This is a genomic window from Bifidobacterium asteroides (assembly GCF_003202755.1).
Taxonomy (GTDB): Bacteria; Actinomycetota; Actinomycetes; order Actinomycetales; family Bifidobacteriaceae; genus Bombiscardovia; species Bombiscardovia asteroides_F.
Map to the genome: position 1 here is coordinate 894,442 of NZ_QGLK01000001.1, position 19,419 is coordinate 913,860.

A 19,419-nucleotide genomic window follows, 5' to 3' on the forward strand; every position below is an offset into this window, starting at 1 on the left:
CGATCCTTGCGGATTCTCCGGGAAGGGAGAGCCATGGGCCGTGTGGTCAGCTACAATGACGGACTGAATCGCTGCGAGTTCTGCGGCAAGGATGAGCACCAGGTGCGCCGCCTGGTCAAGGGTCCTTCCTGTGCCATCTGCGACGAATGCATACGTCTATGCGCCCAGATCATTCAGGAGGACATGGCCAAGGATGCCGCCGACCAGCGGGTGACCCTGCCTGCACCTTCAAAGATATTCGCCTATCTGAACCGGTATGTCATAGGCCAGGAGGCCGCCAAGCGCACCCTGTCCGTTGCTGTTTACAACCACTACAAGCGCGTCAATATGGACCTGGGCGACCGTGGCCGTGTTGCTGACACCGCGTTTGATCGAAAGGGCGCAGCACTACGCGTCCAGGTGGACAAGTCCAACATCCTGCTCATGGGCCCCACCGGCGTGGGCAAGACCTACCTGGCGCGAACCTTGGCCACCATCATGAACGTCCCCTTCGTCATTGTGGATGCCACCAGCCTGACCGAGGCTGGGTATGTGGGCGAGGACGTGGAATCCGTCCTCCAGGGGCTGCTCCAGGCTGCCGACGGCAACATGGACCTGGCCCAGCGCGGGATCATCTACATCGACGAGATCGACAAGATCGCCAGGAAATCCGGGGAGAACACCTCCATCACCCGGGACGTGTCAGGCGAGGGGGTCCAGCAGGCCCTGCTCAAGATCATCGAGGGCACCCAGGCCCGCGTGCCGGTACAGGGTTCGCGTCGGCACGGCGATGTCCGCACGGTCGTCATGGACACGGCCAACATCCTCTTCATCTGCGGCGGCGCCTTCGTCGGTCTTGAGGAGATCGTCCGCCGACGGCTGGGGCTGCGAGAGAGCGGATTCTCGGCTACCCAGGGGAGCGATAGGGTGCCCGACGACCGGGTCATGAGTCAGGTCAGGGCTGAGGACCTGGAACAGTTTGGCCTGCTTCCCGAGTTCGTGGGGCGGTTGCCGGTAATCTCCACGCTTGAGCCACTGGGCGCCGATGAGCTTCGGCGGGTGCTGACCGAACCGGACAATGCCCTGGTCGACCAGTACCGGCGCATGTTCCTGGATGACGGGGCTGATCTGGTCTTCACCGATGCCGCCTTGGATCGGGTTGCCGCCATCGCCCTGGAGCGCAAGGTGGGCGCCCGGGGGTTGCGGGGGATCATCGAGCACACTCTTGAGGCGACCATGTTCGAGTTGCCGGACAGGACTGATGTCTCCCGTGTCGTGGTGGATGCCGATGCTGTGGACGGGACCGGATCACCTCGCTATGAGACCGGGCAGGGCATGGCCGCAGCCGCTGGTCGTCGTTTGGCCTGACCCCGCCACGATGAGCACCGCTGTTGGCCGGGCCCGATAGGATGATCATTGTTGCCGGAAGGGAGGCTCCATGGGTGCTCGTAGCGCTGTCGTGGTCACGCACAGTCGGGTCCGGGCAAGCGGCCACCTGGTGGATGAGGTCGAGGAGCAGCTACGCCGGGACGGATTTAGCGTCTCGATTGTCGACAACATTGCCGCCCCGGAATTCGGCAGCCCCAGCCAGAAGGTGGCCGACGACACCGAGATCGTCATCGTCCTGGGCGGCGACGGGACCATTCTGCGGGCTGCAGAGCTGGTCAAGGGCACCCAGGTGCCCATCCTGGGGGTCAATCTGGGTCACGTGGGGTTCCTGGCCGAGTTCGAGAGCTTCCAGATAGGGGAGGCCATCCGTCGGGTGGCCGATCATGACTACTCCATCGACGAGCGCATGGTGGCCCATGTGGACCTGTGGATACCCGGAGCCGATCGACCACTGAGCGACTGGGCCCTTAATGACATGACCCTGGAACGATATGATCGGGGCAAGATGATCGAGGTATCGGTCCGAGTGGACGATGTGGAGATGAGCTCCTTTGGCTGCGACGGCATGATTGTGGCCACCCCGACCGGATCGACGGCCTATGCCTTTTCGGTGGGCGGGCCCATCGTCTGGCCGGATGCACAGTCGCTACAGATGGTGCCCATAGCCGCCCATGCACTCTTCGCCCGATCCCTGATCATCGGTCCAAAGTCGCAGTTCACCCTTGACATTCTGGGTGATTCCCAGTCGGCTGGTTGGATTTGCAATGACGGGCGCCGTCAGCGGCCAGTGCCCAAGCGGTCCCGCATTGTGGTGCGACAGTCCCACGACATCCTGAGGCTGGCCAGGCTGTCTGGGGTGCCCTTCACCAGACGGCTGGTCTCCAAGTTCGACCTGCCAGTGGTCGGCTGGAGGGAGCAGCATCGCCCCTCGGCGGCTGCGAACGGGCAGGACCAGGGGGAGCCGCCGGAGTCGGACAAGGAGCACTGATGCTGGAAGAGCTGGAAGTACGAGACCTGGGTCCCATCCATCATGCCCTGCTGCGCCCAGCTGCTGGCATGACGGCCATCACCGGGGAGACCGGGGCTGGCAAGTCCATGCTGCTCAACGCCATCAGACTGATCTCGGGGTCCACTGCCCGACCACAACTGGTGTCGCCTGGGGCACGCGAGTCCTGGGTGCAGGGGATTTTCGATGCCGGAGCCGCAGGTGTTGAGAGTCCAGTGACCGCTGCCATAGCCGAGGCTGGCCTGCCCTTGGAGGATGAGGGGCAGATCTTCCTGGCCCGAACCATGCCGGTCAAGGGTCGTTCCCGTGCCGCTCTGAACGGCAGGACGGCACCTCGTGGTCTGCTGGAGGAGGTGGCTGGGATGCTGGTCACTGTTCATGGCCAGGCGGATCAGATGCGTATGGCCAGTCCGGCCCGGCAGCGCGAATTTTTGGATGCCTATGCCGGTCACGGCCCGCAGCTGGAGGCTTTTTCCAAGGCCTTCAGACAGTACCGACAGGCCCAGGACCATCTGGAGGAGCTGCGCAACCAGCAGTCCGGCGCTATGGCCCAGGCTGATTATCTCCGTGAATCCATTGCCCGGATTGACCGTGTTGACCCCCATCCCGGCGAGGATCGCGAACTGCAGGCTCAGCGGGACAGGATCGAGCATGCTGCCCAGATCAGTCAGGGAGTCATGTCCGCGCTGTCCGCCTTGGACTCCGGCCAGATCGACCCGGATGCCGACGCACCTTCAGCTACGGCCCTGGTGGAACGAGCTATTGTCGCCCTGGAGGGCATCGGTGTGGAGGGGATCTTTCAGGAGTCGGCCCAGCGGTTGCGGTCGCTGAATGCTGATCTGTCTGACTTGGTCTTCACCCTGAGCGGCCAGTTGGATGACGAAGGCCAGGAGGGCGATCTGGACAAGATCAACGCCCGCATCCACGATCTGGATGAGCTGACCCGACGCTGGGGACCAGACATCGACGATGTTCTGGCCTGGCGCAAGAAGGCTGCATTTGAACTTGAGGACATGGATGCCTCACCCGAGAAATTGGAGGAGCTTCAAGGTCAGGTTGAGCAGCTTCGCGGAAGCGCCTTGAAGTCGGCACGGAATTTGTCTGCGTCACGGGCCAAGGCTGCACGAAGGCTGAGCGATCTTGTCGATAGCGAATTGCACTCCCTGGCCATGGCGGGTGCCGGGCTTGAGATTCGCGTCAGGCCGCGTCAGGACCAGGACATGGACGGGCATGGTCTGGACCAGATCGACTTCCTCTTCAGACCATATCCAGGTTCGGATCTTCTGCCCATGGGCAAGAGCGCCTCGGGCGGCGAACTCAGCCGGCTCATGCTGGCCCTGGAGCTGGTGGCCGCGGAAGCCCGGACATCATCGGGATCTGACGGAGCTGATGCTGGGCATATTGGCCTTGATTCTCAGGTTGGCGACCCGACGATGACTTTCATCTTTGACGAGGTGGATGCTGGTGTAGGCGGACGGGCTGCTGTAGAGCTTGGTCGCCGTCTGGCCTGGCTGGCCGTCACCGCCCAGGTGATTGTGGTCACCCACCTGCCGCAGGTGGCTTCCTGGGCCGATCGGCAGTTCGTCGTGGCCAAAGGGCGCGAAGGCGGCGATGCCGTAGAGACTCTGGTCCGTCAGGTAGAAGGCGAGGACAGGGAGCGGGAGATCGCACGGATGCTGGCCGGCAGCGAATCTGCAACCTCCCTGAAGCACGCCCGAGAGCTTCTGGCATCAAGCAGACTCCAGACCAGATAAGTCTGGTTGTCGTCTGCTCTTTGCTGTACCTAAGTCCGACAATTCAGCGAATTTGACAAGCTTTGGCGGCTTTGCCGCCTTTTGTGGCCGTGCGATGCATGCTCGACATTCGTCATTCCGTTGCTTTTCATTCTGATGCTTTGACTGTAGGCAATCGGCTGTCAATGAGCCTGTGGCAATGAAGGTGCCGGATTTTCGTTGATGACCCCGTACCCGCCCTGGACATGAGCAATGCGGCGATGATCTGTTCCAAATGGATTTTCTCCGAAGTCGTGATCGGCCGGGATTTCAGCACTGCAGCACCGTTTCTGTCGATTCTTGAATCGCGCAGACAGAAGATCAATGGCGAGTTGTCTTCATGGTGAAACTGTTATAGTGTATACATGAACACCGGCACAGCTCAGCCAGGGTCGTGCCGACAATCAATGAAAGGGGCTTGGATGAAGCTGATCATCTCATCCCTGTCCGGGCAGCCGATTTATCGGCAGATCGAGGACCAGATACGTTCGGCCATCCTGACCGGAGACCTGCAAGCGGGGGAGGGACTGCCTTCCCTGCGACATCTCTCGCAGGAGCTCAGGGTGTCCGTGCTGACCGTGACCCGCGCCTATACCGAACTCGCTCAAGAGGGCTTGGTGGAGAACATCCAAGGCAAGGGGACCTTCGTGGCTGACAGTGGCGACCAGGTCATGCGGCGGCATATGGAGGACCGCGTGCAGTCCCTGCTGGGCGAGGCGGTCGATACGGCTCGTCGGGCCGGCATGGAGCCGGACCGTATTCGCGGCCTGCTCGACGGCCTGCTGGGCGACAAGGGTTCTGCACCCGCGTCCGAAGAAGGAAAGGAATAGCAGCATGTGCGCATCACCGGCGATGACAACCTCTGGCGAAGATGTCGACTATGCCCTGCGCGTCAGTGACCTGGGGAAAAGCTACGCCAAGGCCGACGGCACGGGTTTCCGCCTGCACCAGGTCACCATGGACCTGCCCATGGGCTACATCATGGGATTGATAGGCCCCAACGGCGCAGGCAAATCCACCCTGATCCGGCTCTTGCTCAATATGACCCACCGAGACAGCGGAGCAATCAGCATTCTGGGCCGCGATCCCTTGAGCCAGGAGGAGGAGGTCAAAGCAGACCTGGGCGTGGTCTTCGATTCCATTTATTTCCTGGAGACATGGAAGGTCAAGGCCGTCGAGCCAGTGATGGCACCCATGTATCCCTCTTGGAACAGTGATCGCTATCAGGACTATCTGCGTCGGTTCGGTCTGCAAGAAAACCGCAAAATCGGCAAGCTCTCCCGTGGAATGCAGATGAAACTGATGCTGGCCGTCGCGCTCAGCCACGACGCAAGGCTCTTGATTCTGGATGAGCCCACCAGTGGTCTGGATGTCCTGGCCAGGGACGAGCTCATGGATATTCTCCTGGACTACATCGGCGATGGTCGTCACTCGGTGCTTTTCTCCACGCACATCACCGAAGATCTCGAACGGGTGGCTGACTTCGTTACCTACATCAATCGGGGGTCTGTCTTCTACACCGGCCCCAAGGACGAGTTGATGGAGGCTTTCCAGGTTGTAAGAGGGGGGCCGGACGATCTGGCTAGAGCGCAGATACCCTATCTGATGGGCTTGCAGCGCTCCGCCACAGGTTTCGAGGCTCTGGTGCCCGCTGAACGCTTGAAAGATTTTCTGGCATCGGCTTCCCCTGCCGCCATGGAGCCCTCAGAGGACCGCTACCTGGTGGAGCGGGCCGACTTTGACAACATCATCAGACTGACCGCAGGCTCACCTGCTGCGGCCGACAAGAATAAGGAGGTGGAGTCATGAAGGCGATAGCCAAGCAGATCAAGTTGGACATGCAACGTTTCTCAGGAGCAGGGAGAACTTGGATTGGTGTGCTGATTTTCCTGTCCGCGCCCGTCATCGGAATCCTGCTGAACCTGGTCATGGCCCTGACAGGCAATGATGGGGATGATGCACGGACTGCGTTGACGGGAGCAGTGGCCGGCACGGGAATCGGACTGATTATAGGCCTGATATCTGGTTTGTTTGTCGATTTCAACAATGCGGCAATTCGGTTGAACGGTCTGCTGTCCATAACACGTGATCACCAGGTATTCGGACGCTATGCTGCTGTAAGTCTGCTGGTCCTGGTTCAGTCTTGCGGCTATGCAATATTCTATTTCTGCGTTGCTGATGCGTTTTTGCAGGGTCAGGACCATTGGCGTGCTACCGTCCTGTTTACTCTGGGGTTGTTCATGTCTGAGTCTTTGCTCTTTGCAGTAGCTGCGCCCCTGTTTTATTGGCTGGAAATGGCCAAAGCTATGATAGCTTTTCTGGCGCTTCTTGGTTTGGTACCAATAACGGCCCTTGTCGGCAGTTGGCTGCCCTTTGACTGGGGGGCCGTCTGGAATTCAATCATGCGATTTTTGACATCCGACCTGTGGCGGCCGGTGCTCCTCGGGCTGGCGGTGATTCTGGCGGCTGATATGGTTTCGATAGCCATATCTCGCAAGGTCTATGCCAGGAAGGAGATCTGAGCCGATTCGCTCAGGCTTCAGGACTGCATGACCGCGTGGCGGACGTAGTCGGACATGTCTCCGGGATCGATGCAGTCCTGGAAGCGCACAGGCGCGTTTTCCAGGGTGCGCAGAGCCTTGGGGGGCCTGGTGTTGGTGGACTCGGCCAGGATGTCCATGCAGTCGAAGTCGCTGTCCGGGGTCTCCAGGCCCAGGGATTGGCAGACCACCCGGGGGAACTTGTAGGGGCTGGCCGTGGACAGCAGCACCCGGGGCACGGCAGGATCCCTGTCGGTCTGCCCGGTCATGACCTGGTAGCCACAGGCCGTGTGCGGATCGATCAGGTATCCACGGTCCTCCCAGCAGTCGCTGATGGCTGAGGCCACCTGGTCCTCGTCGGCCCAGCCGCAGGAGAAGAGCCCGCGGATTCTGGTCATCAGGGCCTCAGGCACCTGGTAGCGTCCCTTGGACTCCAAATCGGCCATAAGCGAGGCGATCAGTTCAGTGTCGCCGTCGGCCATGTAGTAGAGCATCCGCTCCAGGTTGGAGGAGATCAGAATGTCCATGCTGGGGGAGGTGGTGGTGTAGAAGGGGCGATTGCGGTCATAGACGCCTGTGGTCAGGAAGTCGTTGAGAACCCGGTTCCGGTCCGAGGCCACGGTCAGCCGGGCCACCGGAAGGCCCATCATCTTGGCGTAGTATCCGGCCAGCACATCGCCGAAGTTGCCGGTGGGCACGCAGAACTCGACAGGATCCCCAGGTCTGATCACTCCCCGTTCCATCAGGGAGCCATAGGCCCGGAAGTAGTAGACGACCTGCGGGGCCAGACGGCCCACATTGATGGAGTTGGCCGATGAGAGGACGGTCGAGGCCTTCTCGCTCAGTTCACGAGCCAGATCAGTGTCGGCGAAGATGGACTTGACTGCGGACTGGGCATCGTCGAAATTGCCACGAACCGCGCAAACCCGCAGGTTGCTGCCCTCCTGGGTGACCATCTGCAGGCGTTGGATCTGACTGACCTTGCCCTGAGGGTAGAAGACGGTGATACCCGTGCCCGGCGCGTCCGCGAATCCGGCCAGCGCCGCCTTGCCTGTGTCTCCGGAGGTGGCTGTAAGCACCATGATTCGCTCATCATCGTCTCCGGCCAGCGCCATCAGTCTTGGCAAAAGCTGCAGGGCCACGTCCTTGAAGGCCGAAGTGGGCCCGCGGAAGAGCTCAAGTACGAAGTCGTTACCGCCCAGGTCCACCAGAGGGGTGATTGCCGTATCGGACCACTGTTTTCCATATGCTGCATCCAGGCAGGAGTCCAGCTGAGCGGAAGAGTAATCGCTCAGCAGTCCCGAAAGGATCAGTTTGGCTGTGCCCTTGTAGTCCAAACCGGCGACCGAGGCGGGGTCGATGGTTAGAGCGTCCAGTTCATCGTTGACGTAGAGTCCGCCGTCAGGAGCCAGGCCTCGTCTGATAGCCTGCTTGGACTGCAGTTGCTCCTTGCCGCCTCGGGTGCTGTGGTATGTGCTCATGGTTGCCTGCCCCTCCGCCATGTCGCCGAACAGATCATTACCAGGGCATTCTACCCCGTACAGGAGTCCGAACCATGGCCTTGCTCGGCTCGCGGAGGAAACCGTCTATGGACGCCACGGCCTGCCAGGGGTTGGCATGGCGTACAGTATTGCCCACCAGCCCTGTATCCGTGGCTGGACCTTATAGACAAAGGAGTGACCCATGGTCGAAGAGAACCCGGTACAGCAATCCTACGATGTCCTGAACTCTTCGATCTCGCAGGTGGATCCGGAGATCGCTGCACTGCTGGATGGAGAGTTGGAGCGCCAACGCGGTGGTCTGGAGATGATCGCCTCAGAGAACTTCGTGCCCAAGGCCGTCTTGCAGGCTCAGGGATCCGTACTGACCAACAAGTATGCCGAGGGCTATCCTGGTAGACGCTACTACGGTGGTTGCGAGTGGGTGGACCAGGTCGAGAACCTGGCCCGGGACCGCGCTAAGGCTCTGTTCGGTGCCGAGTACGCCAATGTCCAGCCTCATTCGGGCGCACAGGCCAACGCCGCCGTCTATCAGGCCCTGATCAAGCCTGGCGACACCGTGCTGGGCCTGGCCCTGGATCATGGTGGCCATCTGACCCACGGTATGAAGATCAACTTCTCCGGACGTTTTTACCATGCCGAATCCTACGGGGTCGATCCGAAGACCTTCCGCATCGAGCCCGAGATCATCCGCCAGCGGGCCCTGGAAACCCATCCAGCCCTGATTATCGGCGGATGGAGCGCCTATCCGCGCATTGAGGACTTTGCAGCCATGAAGGAGATCGCCGACGAGGTGGGAGCCAAGTTCTGGGTGGATATGGCCCACTTCGCTGGTATGGTCGCAGCCGGTCTGCATCCCAGCCCGGTGCCCTATGCCGATGTGGTCTCCTCCACGGCCCACAAGACCCTGGGCGGACCTCGGTCCGGCTTCATCCTGGCCCGTCAGGAATATGCCAAGAAGCTCAACTCCTCGGTCTTCCCCGGCAACCAGGGCGGCCCGCTTATGCATGTGATCGCTGCCAAGGCTGTGGCCTTCAAGCTGGCGGGAACGCCTGAATTCAAGGAACGCATGGAGCGCACCCTGGAGGGTGCGAAGATCTTGGCTGAACGCCTGATGGCCAAGGATGTGGCCGACAACGGCATCACCGTGCTCACTGGAGGTACGGATGTCCACCTGGTCATGGTGGATCTGCGCAACAGCGAGATGGACGGCCGCCAGGGGGAGGACCTGTTGGCCAAGATCGGCATCACTGTCAACCGCAATACAGTGCCTTTCGATCCTCGACCGGCCTCTGTGGCCTCCGGTCTGCGCATCGGAACCTCCGCCTTGGCTACTCGCGGATTCGGCCCTGCTCAGTACGAGGAGGTGGCCGACGTGATCGGCACTGCGCTGGCCCAGGGCCCCCAGGTGGATCTGGATGCTCTCAAGGCTCGGGTGGACCGGCTGGTTGAGGCCTTCCCGCTCTATCCTGAGCTGGACCAGACCCACTGATTGGCCCTTGGAGGAGGGAGGTGCAGCAATGCCCTCCCTCCTCCTGTCGTCATTGCCCTCATTGAGGGTTACAATCGGTACAGAATATGGGTCTGGCTGACCCGCGAGGGCGAAAGGATCTGACGAACATGACTGAAAACGAGAACTCCATTCGTCAGGATGTGTTTGATCGGGTCTGTGCCATGGCCGATGCAGCGGCTGCTGCACAAGCAGGTCTGGCAGGCATGACCGGCCAGGCCAGGAACGCTCTCTTGCTGGCCCTAGCCGAGGCACTGATCGACCAGGCCGATCAGATTGCCGCGGTCAATGAGCAGGACTGCACCCAAGCTTTTGAAGAAGGAATGAGCGCCGGTCTGATCGACCGTCTGCGCTTGGACAAGGTTCGTATCGCGGATGCCGCCCGGGGCGTGCGCATGGTGGCCGGGCTGACCGATCCCCTGGGCGAGGTGGTTCGCGGCCATGACATGTCCAACGGCATGCGGCTCAATCAGGTGCGGGTTCCTCTGGGCGTAGTGGCCATGATTTACGAGGCCCGGCCCAATGTCACCATAGATGTGGTGGCCCTCTGCCTTAAGTCCGGCAACGCGGCTCTCCTGCGAGGGGGCCACGCGTCCGAGCGCACTAATCGCGCCCTGGTGGAACTTATGTGCGGGGTGCTCCGTGAACAGGGGCTGGATCCGGCTCTGGTGGCTTCCGTGGACCGATACGGTCGCGAAGGGGCCCAGGCGCTGATGAAGGCGCGCGGTCATATCGATCTGCTGGTGCCCAGGGGTGGCCGAGGGCTGATCCGCAGCGTGATTGAGCAGGCCACCGTGCCCACCATCGAGACCGGGGCTGGCAATGTCCATATTTACGTGGATCGCTCGGTGAACATGGATCAGGCCATTCCCATCATCGTCAACGCCAAGACCCAGCGGGTGGGCGTCTGCAACGCCGCTGAAAAGCTGGTCGTCCACCGGGATGTGGCCGCCGAATTCCTGCCACGTGTGGCGCAAGCGTTGACCCGGGCCCAGGTCGAGCTGCACCTGGATGCAGTTTCCATGGACATCCTTGCCGGGCATGGTCTGCCTGAAGAACTGCTGGTCCGCGCAGAAGAGAATGACTGGGATCGAGAGTATCTGGATTTGAAGATGGGGGTGCGCGTGGTAGATTCCCTGGACCAGGCCATCGAGCACATCAACCGTCATTCCACCGGCCATACCGAGGCCATCCTGGCCCGGGACTACGAGGCTGTTGAAGAGTTCTCCCGTCGGGTGGATTCGGCCGTGATCATGGTCAATGCCTCAACCAGATTCACCGATGGCGGCATGTTCGGCATGGGTGCCGAGCTGGGCATCTCTACCCAGAAGCTGCATGCCCGAGGTCCCATGGGTCTGCAGGAGCTGACCACCACCAAATGGATCGGCTACGGCAGGGGGCAGGTGCGGCCGTGAACGAGAAGATCGAAGAGCTCTTTCAGCGCGAGCACGACAATCCGCGCATCTGGCTGAGGGTGGCTTCAGAGCGGTTGAGCCTGCTGCGGTACGTCTTTCTGGTCCAAATCGAGGACGGCATCCCGGACGCGGGGCAGCGCTCCTGCCTGGAGTACGCCGATGCAGTCCTGATTGGTTGGCCTGACGAACATGCCGATGATGTGCGTGACTTGGATCAGGACCAACTCAACCACGTCAGGCACGACATCACCGTCATGGAGGAGCGGGTGCCGGTCTTCCGCAAACAGGAGCAGGAGGGTCGCATCGCCGACCTGTCCGATTCATTGGTAGCCATCACCGGATGCGTGGCCCAGGTCCGTCGGGCATACCAGCCAGGCTTCCCCCTGCCCACCTACTCCGAGATCCGCCGCGTGGTCCAGGAGGAGTGGAATGCCGACATGGAGCGTATCGATCCTGACCGGGTCAACCCCAGCGCCGAGCAGATGCGCCAGGAGGCCGAGTCCGAGAACGAGGAGAACGCCTCGGAAGCCAGACGGGAGGGCGAGCAGGCGTGAACCGGATGATGTCTGAACTGTCCAAGGAGGGAGAAACCGGACAGGAGCCATCGGATATTGACGGGTCCTGTAGGCCTGCCCACCATAACCGCCGACCCCGGGTGGGGATCATGGGCGGCACCTTCGACCCCATTCACAATGGCCACTTGGTGGCTGCCTCGGAGGTGGCCTGGGTCTACGACCTGGATGAGGTCATCTTTGTGCCCACCGGCCGCCCGGCCTTCAAACTGAACAAGACGGTGACCAATGCCGAGGACCGCTATCTGATGACCGTGATCGCCACGGCCTCCAACCCCAAGTTCACGGTCTCCCGGGTGGACATCGAGCGTCCTGGCATCACCTATACGGTGGACACCCTGCGCGACATCAAGCGGATGCGCCCCGACAGCGACCTCTTCTTCATCACTGGGGCGGACGCTGTGGCCGAGATCATGCGCTGGAAGGATGCCAACCGGATGTGGGATCTGGCCAAGTTCGTGGCCGTCTCCCGACCCGGCTACTCCTCCAGCCTGGACGACCTTCAGGTGCCTGCCCAGCGGGTGGATACCCTGGAGATTCCGGCCCTGTCCATCTCGTCCACGGACGTGCGGCGTCGTTCGGCCCGGGGCATGCCGGTCTGGTACCTGGTCCCGGACGGGGTGGTGCAGTACATCAACAAGCACGGGCTCTATCGCTCGGCTTCCTGAGCTTCGCATACCCTCGGACTCGCCAACACGGACTGTCCGGCTGTGTCAGCGCGCGCCATTATTATGGAGGCTGTCCGCTTCAGCGAAAACAACGTTTGGAGATATGGTGAGCGCGATACTCAAAGGCAGACCAGGAAAAAATCTCATACTTGTCACAGGCCGGACCCATCCCAGACTCGCGGCGGACGTGGCCGATCAACTCGGCATCGACGTCCTGGAGACGACAGCCTACGACTTTGCCAACGGCGAGATGTATGTGCGTTATACGGAGTCGGTGCGTGGAGCCGATGTCTTCGTTTTACAGACCCATTCCGACCCGGTCAACAAGTCCATCATGGAGCAGCTGATCATGATTGATGCCCTCAAGAGGGCCTCGGCACGATCCATCACCGCTGTTTGCCCACTCCTGGGTTACTCCCGTCAAGACAAGAAGCATCTGGGGCGCGAGCCCATCTCCTGCCGACTCATGTTCGACCTGCTCAAGGCGGCCGGTGCAGACCGAATCATGTCGGTCGACCTGCACGCAGCCCAGTCTCAGGGCTTCTTCGACGGGCCTGTGGACCACCTGATCGCCATGCCTGTGCTGGTGGACTATGTGCGCGACCGGATGGACCTGTCCAAGGTGGCCGTGGTCTCTCCCGATGCGGGCCGCATCCGGGTGGCTGAGCAGTGGGCCCAGCGTCTGGGAGGCGTGCCCCTGGCCTTCATCCACAAGACCCGCGACATCACTCAGCCCAACAAGGCTGTGGCCCATCGGGTGGTGGGCGACGTGCGCGGCCTGGACTGCGTGCTGGTAGACGATCTGATCGACACCGGCGGCACCATCGCCGAAGCCTGCAACGTCCTGGATGAGGCTGGCGCCAACTCCATCACCATTGTGGCCACCCATGGCGTCATGTCCGGACCCGCCGTGGAGCGGCTCAAGTCCTGCAAGGCCAAGGAGGTCATTCTGACCGATACGGTTCCCATTCCCCAGGATAAGCGCTGGGATGGGCTGACCGTCCTGTCCATCGCGCCCCTGCTGGCCTCGGCTATCAAGGCGGTCTTCGAGGACGGCTCGGTGGCCCGGCTCTTCGACACCTATCCAGCCCATCATGGTCAGGGCTTCCTCTTTGCTTAAAGCCTTGCCTGCCCGGCATGGCGTGGCGTAATCGTCCGTCTGTGGCATAATAAATTTGGCGGGGCCGTGAGGTTCCGCCTTTCCCCCATGGTGTAAAGGCAGCACACGGGTCTTTGGAACCCTTAGTCTTGGTTCGAATCCAGGTGGGGGAGCTTACGCTCGCCGATTCCGGTCGGAGACGGCCTCCTTGGGGTCGGTGACCAACCGAAAGGAACTGTCTTGGCAGTCAAGAAGATCGAAACCTGGCTCACTGACATGGACGGCGTGCTGGTGCATGAGAACACCGCCCTGCCTGGCGCTGCCGAATTCATCGACACCCTCAAGCGCAACAACCGCCAGTATCTGGTGCTGACCAACAATCCCATCTACACCCCTCGTGACCTTTCGGCACGTCTTGGTCGTTCGGGCATCGACGTGCCCGAGGATCGGATCTGGACCTCTGCGCTGGCTACCGCAGACTTCGTATCCCGGACTATGCCGCGGGGATCGGCCTACGTAATTGGCGAGGCCGGGCTGACCACGGCCCTGCACGAGGCCGGGTTCATTCTTTCCGACATCAACCCGGACTATGTGATTCTGGGCGAGACCAGGACCTACTCCTTCGAGTCCATCACCACAGCCATCCGTTTGATTCTGGGTGGGGCCCGTTTTATCTGCACTAACCCGGATGCCACAGGCCCCAGCGAGAACGGCGTCCTGCCTGCGGCGGGAGCCGTCGCAGCTCTGGTGACCAAGGCCACTAACCGGGAGCCCTACTTTGTAGGCAAGCCCAATCCTATTATGTTCCGCACGGCTCTTAACAGGGTGGGCGGCCACTCCGAGACCACGGCCATGATTGGCGACCGTATGGATACTGATGTGGTGGCCGGAGTCGAAGCTGGCCTGAACACCTTCCTAGTGCTGACCGGTATCACTACACGATCCGAGGTGGAAACCTTCCCCTACCGCCCTGACCAGGTGGTGGACTCCATTCAGGATCTGATCGACATCGCCGAGAGCGGGGTGGTGGAGTTTTGAGCGGGGGGCAGACGCTGACCGCTGGCATCATTCTGGCCGCAGGCGAGGGTACCCGCATGCGCTCTTCCCACCCCAAGGTTCTGCACACCCTTGCCGGCAAGACCTTCCTGCAAAGGGTCATGACTTCGGTGACCGCCCTCAATCCCGAGCTGACGGCCGTGGTGGTTCATCATCAGGCTGACCTGGTGGCGCAGGCTGCACGCTCTTACGATCCTCAGGTGCGCATCGTGCGTCAGGACAGCCGACCGGGTACGGGACGCGCGGTCCAATGCGCCGTGGACCAGCTCGATGGGGAGCTCAGGCACGACGGCCAGGTGCTGATCGTCGCCTCGGACATGCCCCTGCTGGATGCGGGCACACTGCATAGCCTGCTCGACTACCATGTCAGCTCCGGCGACGGGGCTACGGTGCTGACGGTCAACCTGGACGACCCCACCGGATACGGCCGCATCATCCGTGACCAGGATGGACGGGTCTTGCGCATCGTCGAACAGCGGGACGCCACCGGTACCGAGCTGGCCGTCAAGGAGGTCAACACCTCCGTTTACGTCTTCGAGGCGGATCTGCTCCGACAGGCGGTCCGCGGTCTGGACGACAGCAACGCCCAGGGTGAGTTCTATTTGACCGATGCCTTGGAGACGGCCCGTCGCCTGGGCAGGGTCGGGGCCTTCGCTGCCCCTGATCCGCTCAAGGTCGAAGGCGTCAACGACAGGATCCAGTTGGCTGATCTGGCCAAGGCCCACAACCTGCGGGTCTGCCAGGAATTCATGCGCCAGGGCGTGACCATCCTGGACCCGGCCACCACCTGGATCGAGGACGATGTGGTCATCCAGCAGGATGCCGTCATCCTGCCCGGATGCTTCCTGCAGGGTCATACCGAGATCGCCTCGGATTCGGTCATCGGCCCCTATACCACCTTGATTGACGCCATCGTCGAGCCGCAGGCCAAGGTGGAGCGTTCCCGCGTGCAGGAGACTCGCATCGGAGCCAGGGCCAACATCGGTCCTTGGACCTATCTGCGTGCTGGCAACGTCCTTGCCGAGGACACCAAGGCCGGGGCCTTCGTGGAGATGAAGAAGGCCACCATCGATCATGGGACCAAGGTGCCCCACCTTTCCTATGTAGGGGATGCCCATATAGGCCACGACAGCAACGTGGGAGGCGGGTCCATCACGGCCAACTACGACGGCGTGCACAAGAACCGCACCGTGATCGGCTCGGAAGTGCATGTGGGCGCAGGGAACCTCTTTGTAGCACCCGTCCAGGTGGGCAACGGGGTCACTACCGGAGCCGGATCGGTCATCCGCCATCCGGTCGAGGACGGGGCCATGGTCTATTCCACCAATGATCAGCACCAGGTTCCGGACTGGAAGCCCGCCTGGGAGCGGTAACCTTGAAAGCATCTGCTTCACAACAAGGAAAGGCGTGACAAGTGCCAGCATTGCAGGAATCCATCGACGCGGTCCGGGTGGCCGCTCGGGCCGCCAACGATGTCAAGGCCATGGATATCGTGGCTTTTGATGTCTCCCAGCCCATTGCCATCACCGACATCTTCATGGTAGCCACTGGCAGCAACGAACGTCAGGTCCTGGCCATCGCCGAGGAGGTGGAGAAGCAGCTCCATCTGCAAAAGAACCTGGATCCGCGCTCGCGGGAGGGTGTCCAGGAGGCCCAGTGGGTTCTGCTGGACTACGGTGACTTCGTCATCCACGTCATGCACAAACAGGCCCGGGCCTACTACGACCTGGAACGGCTTTGGAAGGACTGCCCCCAGGTGGATGTGCAGCTGGAGCACCCCTTCACCCTTGCCGATGATGATACGGATGGCCAGTTGGCCTCCAAGGCGGACGATTTGAACGGGGATGATCTGCGCAGCCGTTTCGTTGACCCTCAGGAAAGTCATGACTGACTCGGATACCGCCGCCGAAGATGGGCGGCATGTGCGCTCCATGACCGTGGTCCGCCATGGGCAGACATCATACAATGCAGGCCATCGAATGCAGGGTCAGATCGACATCCCGCTCAACAGCGTTGGCCGCTGGCAGGTGGAGAGAACAGCCGAGGAGCTTCGCGCAGAATATGTGGACGGGGCACCCCAAGACCACCATCTGCTGGTGGTCTCCTCTGACCTGGGCCGGGCTGCCGCCACCGCCCACGCCTTCGCCGACCCCTTGGGCCAGACGGTTCATCTTGATCCCGGGTTGCGTGAACGCAGTTTCGGCGAGTGGGAGGGAGCCAGCGCCGAGGAGGTCCGTCAACGCTGGCCCGAGGATTACGAATCCTGGTCCCGGGGCACCGGAGGAGAGCTGCGCCACGGTGCTGAGACCAAGGCACAGGTGGGCAACCGGGGCCTGGAAACCCTGAACCGATGGATTCATCGGGCCGGCCCGGACACGGATCTCATGGTCTTCTCCCATGGGTCCTTCATCGCCGAGGCTCTTCAGGCCCTGCTGGGCATGGCCACTGCATATCCCGAATACCTGGGCCTGGTCACCATGCGGAACGCCCACTGGGCCCGATTGATGCCACGAGACCTGCCGGACGGCGGTCTGCGCTGGTCCATGATCGACTACAATCGCGGTCCGGCCATCGCCATGCGAGGGGACTGGGATAATCCCCGGGGGCTGGTCCAGACCGACTGAGGTCCTTGGGTGGTTGGCCGACCATCACAGTATCGCCATGACCACCAGCTACCATAAGAGCGCAGCAACCAGCCGTTGGATCAAAAGGGGTCGGAGTGAAGCAGTTCTTTCATGACATTTCCTGGGCGCAGATCATCGCCGGCGCTCTTGCAGCCATGACCTCCTTCTGGCTGGCCGCCAAGATCGGCGTGGCAGGATCCATCATCGGTGTGGCCATCGGTTCCATCGTCTCTGCCGTGGCCTCGCAGATCTACAAGAATGTTTTGGAAGCCTCTGGCCAGAAGCTGCAGGAGTCCGTGGTCGGCGGTGCTGGTCAGGACGATGACGACTCCAAAACGGACTCGAATACCGATTCGGACGCCGATGGACAGACCACCACCTTGCCGGCTCAGGGTGAGGGTCGTGCTGACGAATCCAGCGATACTGCCGACGGATCCACCCAGGTCATGGACCCGGTAGATGGGTCCACCCAGGTCATGCGCCCTGTCGGTGACGAAAAGTCGCCAGCCAAGACCGGCAGGACCGTTTCGTCCAGCAATGGTCCACGGACCCATGCGGCCTCCATGACGGCAACCAGTAAGAAGAAGCTTGATCAGCGTCGCCGCAATGTCATCATCGTCTCCGTGGTCAGCGCCCTGGTGGCCGTACTGCTGTCCGCCCTGGCCATCAATGCCCTGACCAAGGGCGAAGGCACCGACAAGGTGGTTCGCAACGTGGTCAGCCCGCCAACCAGCCAGACGGTAACCCCCAGCCGGGAGGAGGAGACCCCCTCCAAACCAGCGCGGCGCACAGAGGAGCCTGAATATCAGACGACCCCAAGTGCCCCTCAGAACCAGCCCTCTGGCTCGAATCAGAACCAAGGCAGCGAACAGGGATCCGGGCAGAGTCAACAGCAGGGAGGGAACCCCACGAGCTCGCCTTCGCCGTCTGCCGACGCGACCAGCTCCGCGCCAAGTCCCTCAAGTACGGCTCCTACGCCACAGTCGTCACCGACGAGCACGACCAGTACATCTCCTCGTAACTGACCTGTCGGTCGGCGCGGCATACCCATCCCACCATGTAATGTGACTAGGGTCACTTTCGGGCGGTCCAAGAGGCCCGTCCCTAAGGATCTGGTCCTGAAGGCGGGATCAGCAATGAGAAAGGTGTGTATATGCGCAAGGTTCTGTGCTCTCCAGGCTCCTATGTTCAGCAGGAGGGCGCCATGGGAAAGCTGGCCGGAGAATATGCGGCTCTGGGCACCAAGGGCGCCCATCTGATCGTCGATCCGGTCATCGACGGGCTCTACCACGACGACATTGTCGCCTCCTTTGAGCACGATGGGATCCCCTACGAACTGATGAAATTCGGCGGCGAGTGTTCCATGGAGGAGATCGACTGTCATCGTGCCCATTTGGGCGGCAGCGACGCGGTGATCGGCGTCGGCGGCGGCAAGACTTTGGATACCGCCAAGGCTGTGGCTCACTTCGCCCATCTGCCGGTCATGATTGTGCCCACGGCAGCCTCCTCGGATGCGCCTTGCTCAAGGCTGTCCGTGCTCTATACGCCTGAGGGTGTCTTTGACCGTTATCTGCCCCTGCCTGCCAACCCCAACGTGGTCCTGATGGATACCGACGTCATCGCCAAGGCTCCGGTGCGCTTCCTGGTATCAGGGCTGGGCGATGCCTTCGCTACTTACTACGAGGCCGCCGCCTGCGTGCAGTCGAACGCCGTGACCATGACCGGAGGCCACGCCACCATGGCCGCCTTTGCCTTGGCCCGTCTCTGCCGCGATACCCTGCTGGAGGATGGGGTCAAGGCCGTGGCCGCTGCCAAGGCCGGTGTGCGCACAGCTGCGCTGGAGAAGATCATCGAGGCCAATACGCTGCTGAGCGGTCTGGGCTTCGAGAGCTCTGGCCTGGCTGCAGCCCACGCCATTCATGACGGGATGACCGCCCTGGAGGGCACCCACTCCATGCTGCACGGCGAAAAGGTGGCCTTCGGCACCCTGGCCCAGTTGGTCCTTGAGGATCGGCCTCTGGAGGAGACCCGCGGGGTCTATGACTTCTTCCGCAGCGTGGGTCTGCCCACCTCCCTGGAGCAGATCGGCATCGGCCAGGCCAGCGAGGAGGATCTGCTCAAGGTCGGCGAGCATGCCTGCGGTCCCGACGAGACCATGGGCAACATGCCCTTCGAGGTGACTCCCACCGATGTGGCTCACGCCCTGCGCGCAGCCGATCAGCTGGGCAAGCAGCTCTGAGCTCTCCTGTTCTGATCCCTCTGTGAGTTGCCAAGCAGCCGTCGGCATGAA

At 61.7% G+C, this 19,419-nt stretch carries 18 protein-coding genes and 1 tRNA gene; 18 read left to right on the forward strand and 1 reads right to left on the reverse strand.

The features are described 5' to 3' along the window. Window positions 1–33 precede the first annotated feature (33 nt). From clpX to DKK74_RS03320, 6 genes are all read left to right on the forward strand, one after another. Window positions 34–1,347, forward strand: a complete 1,314-nt coding sequence (clpX, locus tag DKK74_RS03295; RefSeq protein WP_110412722.1) for an ATP-dependent Clp protease ATP-binding subunit ClpX — start codon at window positions 34–36, stop codon at window positions 1,345–1,347. Window positions 1,348–1,417: 70 nt separating this feature from the next. Beyond that, window positions 1,418–2,356, forward strand: coding sequence for an NAD kinase (locus DKK74_RS03300; protein ID WP_110412723.1), 939 nt, complete (start codon window positions 1,418–1,420; stop codon window positions 2,354–2,356). Further along, window positions 2,356–4,128, forward strand: coding sequence for a DNA repair protein RecN (recN, locus tag DKK74_RS03305; RefSeq protein ID WP_110412724.1), 1,773 nt, complete (start codon window positions 2,356–2,358; stop codon window positions 4,126–4,128). The genes DKK74_RS03300 and recN overlap by 1 nt, the downstream gene beginning before the upstream one ends. 440 nt (window positions 4,129–4,568) lie before the next feature. Next, window positions 4,569–4,976, forward strand: coding sequence for a GntR family transcriptional regulator (locus DKK74_RS03310; RefSeq protein ID WP_110412725.1), 408 nt, complete (start codon window positions 4,569–4,571; stop codon window positions 4,974–4,976). Between the two features lie 22 nt (window positions 4,977–4,998). Next, complete coding sequence (locus tag DKK74_RS03315) at window positions 4,999–5,955, forward strand: ABC transporter ATP-binding protein (RefSeq protein WP_375537550.1); 957 nt, start codon at window positions 4,999–5,001, stop codon at window positions 5,953–5,955. Further along, complete coding sequence (locus DKK74_RS03320; RefSeq protein ID WP_110412727.1) at window positions 5,952–6,668, forward strand: ABC-2 transporter permease; 717 nt, start codon at window positions 5,952–5,954, stop codon at window positions 6,666–6,668. Before DKK74_RS03315 ends, DKK74_RS03320 begins: the two co-directional genes overlap by 4 nt. A gap of 17 nt (window positions 6,669–6,685) precedes the next feature. Here DKK74_RS03320 and thrC read toward each other — a convergent pair whose 3' ends face one another. After that, entirely contained in the window at window positions 6,686–8,167 is a 1,482-nt protein-coding gene (gene thrC, locus DKK74_RS03325; protein WP_110412858.1) for a threonine synthase, read from the reverse strand. A gap of 202 nt (window positions 8,168–8,369) precedes the next feature. Here thrC and DKK74_RS03330 point away from each other — a divergent pair, with 202 nt between their 5' ends. The 12 genes from DKK74_RS03330 (at window position 8,370) to DKK74_RS03385 (ending at window position 19,368) form a co-directional block, all read left to right on the forward strand. Next, on the forward strand, window positions 8,370–9,677 hold the full coding sequence (locus DKK74_RS03330) for a serine hydroxymethyltransferase (RefSeq protein ID WP_110412728.1): 1,308 nt from the start codon (window positions 8,370–8,372) through the stop codon (window positions 9,675–9,677). Between the two features lie 119 nt (window positions 9,678–9,796). Beyond that, a complete protein-coding gene (locus DKK74_RS03335; protein WP_375537551.1) occupies window positions 9,797–11,110 on the forward strand; it encodes a glutamate-5-semialdehyde dehydrogenase in 1,314 nt (437 codons plus the stop codon). After that, window positions 11,107–11,664: a phosphoribosylglycinamide synthetase gene (locus tag DKK74_RS03340; RefSeq protein ID WP_110412730.1), complete on the forward strand. Its 558-nt coding sequence runs from the start codon at window positions 11,107–11,109 to the stop codon at window positions 11,662–11,664. Before DKK74_RS03335 ends, DKK74_RS03340 begins: the two co-directional genes overlap by 4 nt. A gap of 5 nt (window positions 11,665–11,669) precedes the next feature. Further along, on the forward strand, window positions 11,670–12,350 hold the full coding sequence (gene nadD / locus DKK74_RS03345) for a nicotinate-nucleotide adenylyltransferase (RefSeq protein WP_110412731.1): 681 nt from the start codon (window positions 11,670–11,672) through the stop codon (window positions 12,348–12,350). Window positions 12,351–12,453: 103 nt separating this feature from the next. Beyond that, window positions 12,454–13,470: a ribose-phosphate diphosphokinase gene (locus DKK74_RS03350; protein WP_110412732.1), complete on the forward strand. Its 1,017-nt coding sequence runs from the start codon at window positions 12,454–12,456 to the stop codon at window positions 13,468–13,470. A gap of 81 nt (window positions 13,471–13,551) precedes the next feature. Continuing rightward, a tRNA-Gln gene (locus tag DKK74_RS03355) sits at window positions 13,552–13,622 on the forward strand. Between the two features lie 67 nt (window positions 13,623–13,689). Beyond that, window positions 13,690–14,487 carry an HAD-IIA family hydrolase gene (locus tag DKK74_RS03360; protein ID WP_015021717.1) on the forward strand — a complete coding sequence of 266 codons (798 nt, stop codon included), beginning with the start codon at window positions 13,690–13,692 and terminating at the stop codon, window positions 14,485–14,487. 14 nt (window positions 14,488–14,501) lie between these two features. Then, window positions 14,502–15,878 (forward strand): bifunctional UDP-N-acetylglucosamine diphosphorylase/glucosamine-1-phosphate N-acetyltransferase GlmU, encoded by a 1,377-nt coding sequence (gene glmU, locus DKK74_RS03365; RefSeq protein WP_258334444.1) that lies wholly within the window; start codon window positions 14,502–14,504, stop codon window positions 15,876–15,878. A gap of 41 nt (window positions 15,879–15,919) precedes the next feature. Beyond that, window positions 15,920–16,396 carry a ribosome silencing factor gene (gene rsfS / locus DKK74_RS03370; protein WP_110412734.1) on the forward strand — a complete coding sequence of 159 codons (477 nt, stop codon included), beginning with the start codon at window positions 15,920–15,922 and terminating at the stop codon, window positions 16,394–16,396. Then, window positions 16,389–17,129, forward strand: a complete 741-nt coding sequence (locus tag DKK74_RS03375; RefSeq protein ID WP_181414890.1) for a histidine phosphatase family protein — start codon at window positions 16,389–16,391, stop codon at window positions 17,127–17,129. The genes rsfS and DKK74_RS03375 overlap by 8 nt, the downstream gene beginning before the upstream one ends. 95 nt (window positions 17,130–17,224) lie before the next feature. Further along, on the forward strand, window positions 17,225–18,154 hold the full coding sequence (locus tag DKK74_RS03380; RefSeq protein WP_110412735.1) for a hypothetical protein: 930 nt from the start codon (window positions 17,225–17,227) through the stop codon (window positions 18,152–18,154). 128 nt (window positions 18,155–18,282) lie between these two features. Next, a complete protein-coding gene (locus DKK74_RS03385; protein ID WP_110412736.1) occupies window positions 18,283–19,368 on the forward strand; it encodes a glycerol dehydrogenase in 1,086 nt (361 codons plus the stop codon). The last annotated feature ends 51 nt before the right edge of the window (window positions 19,369–19,419 follow it).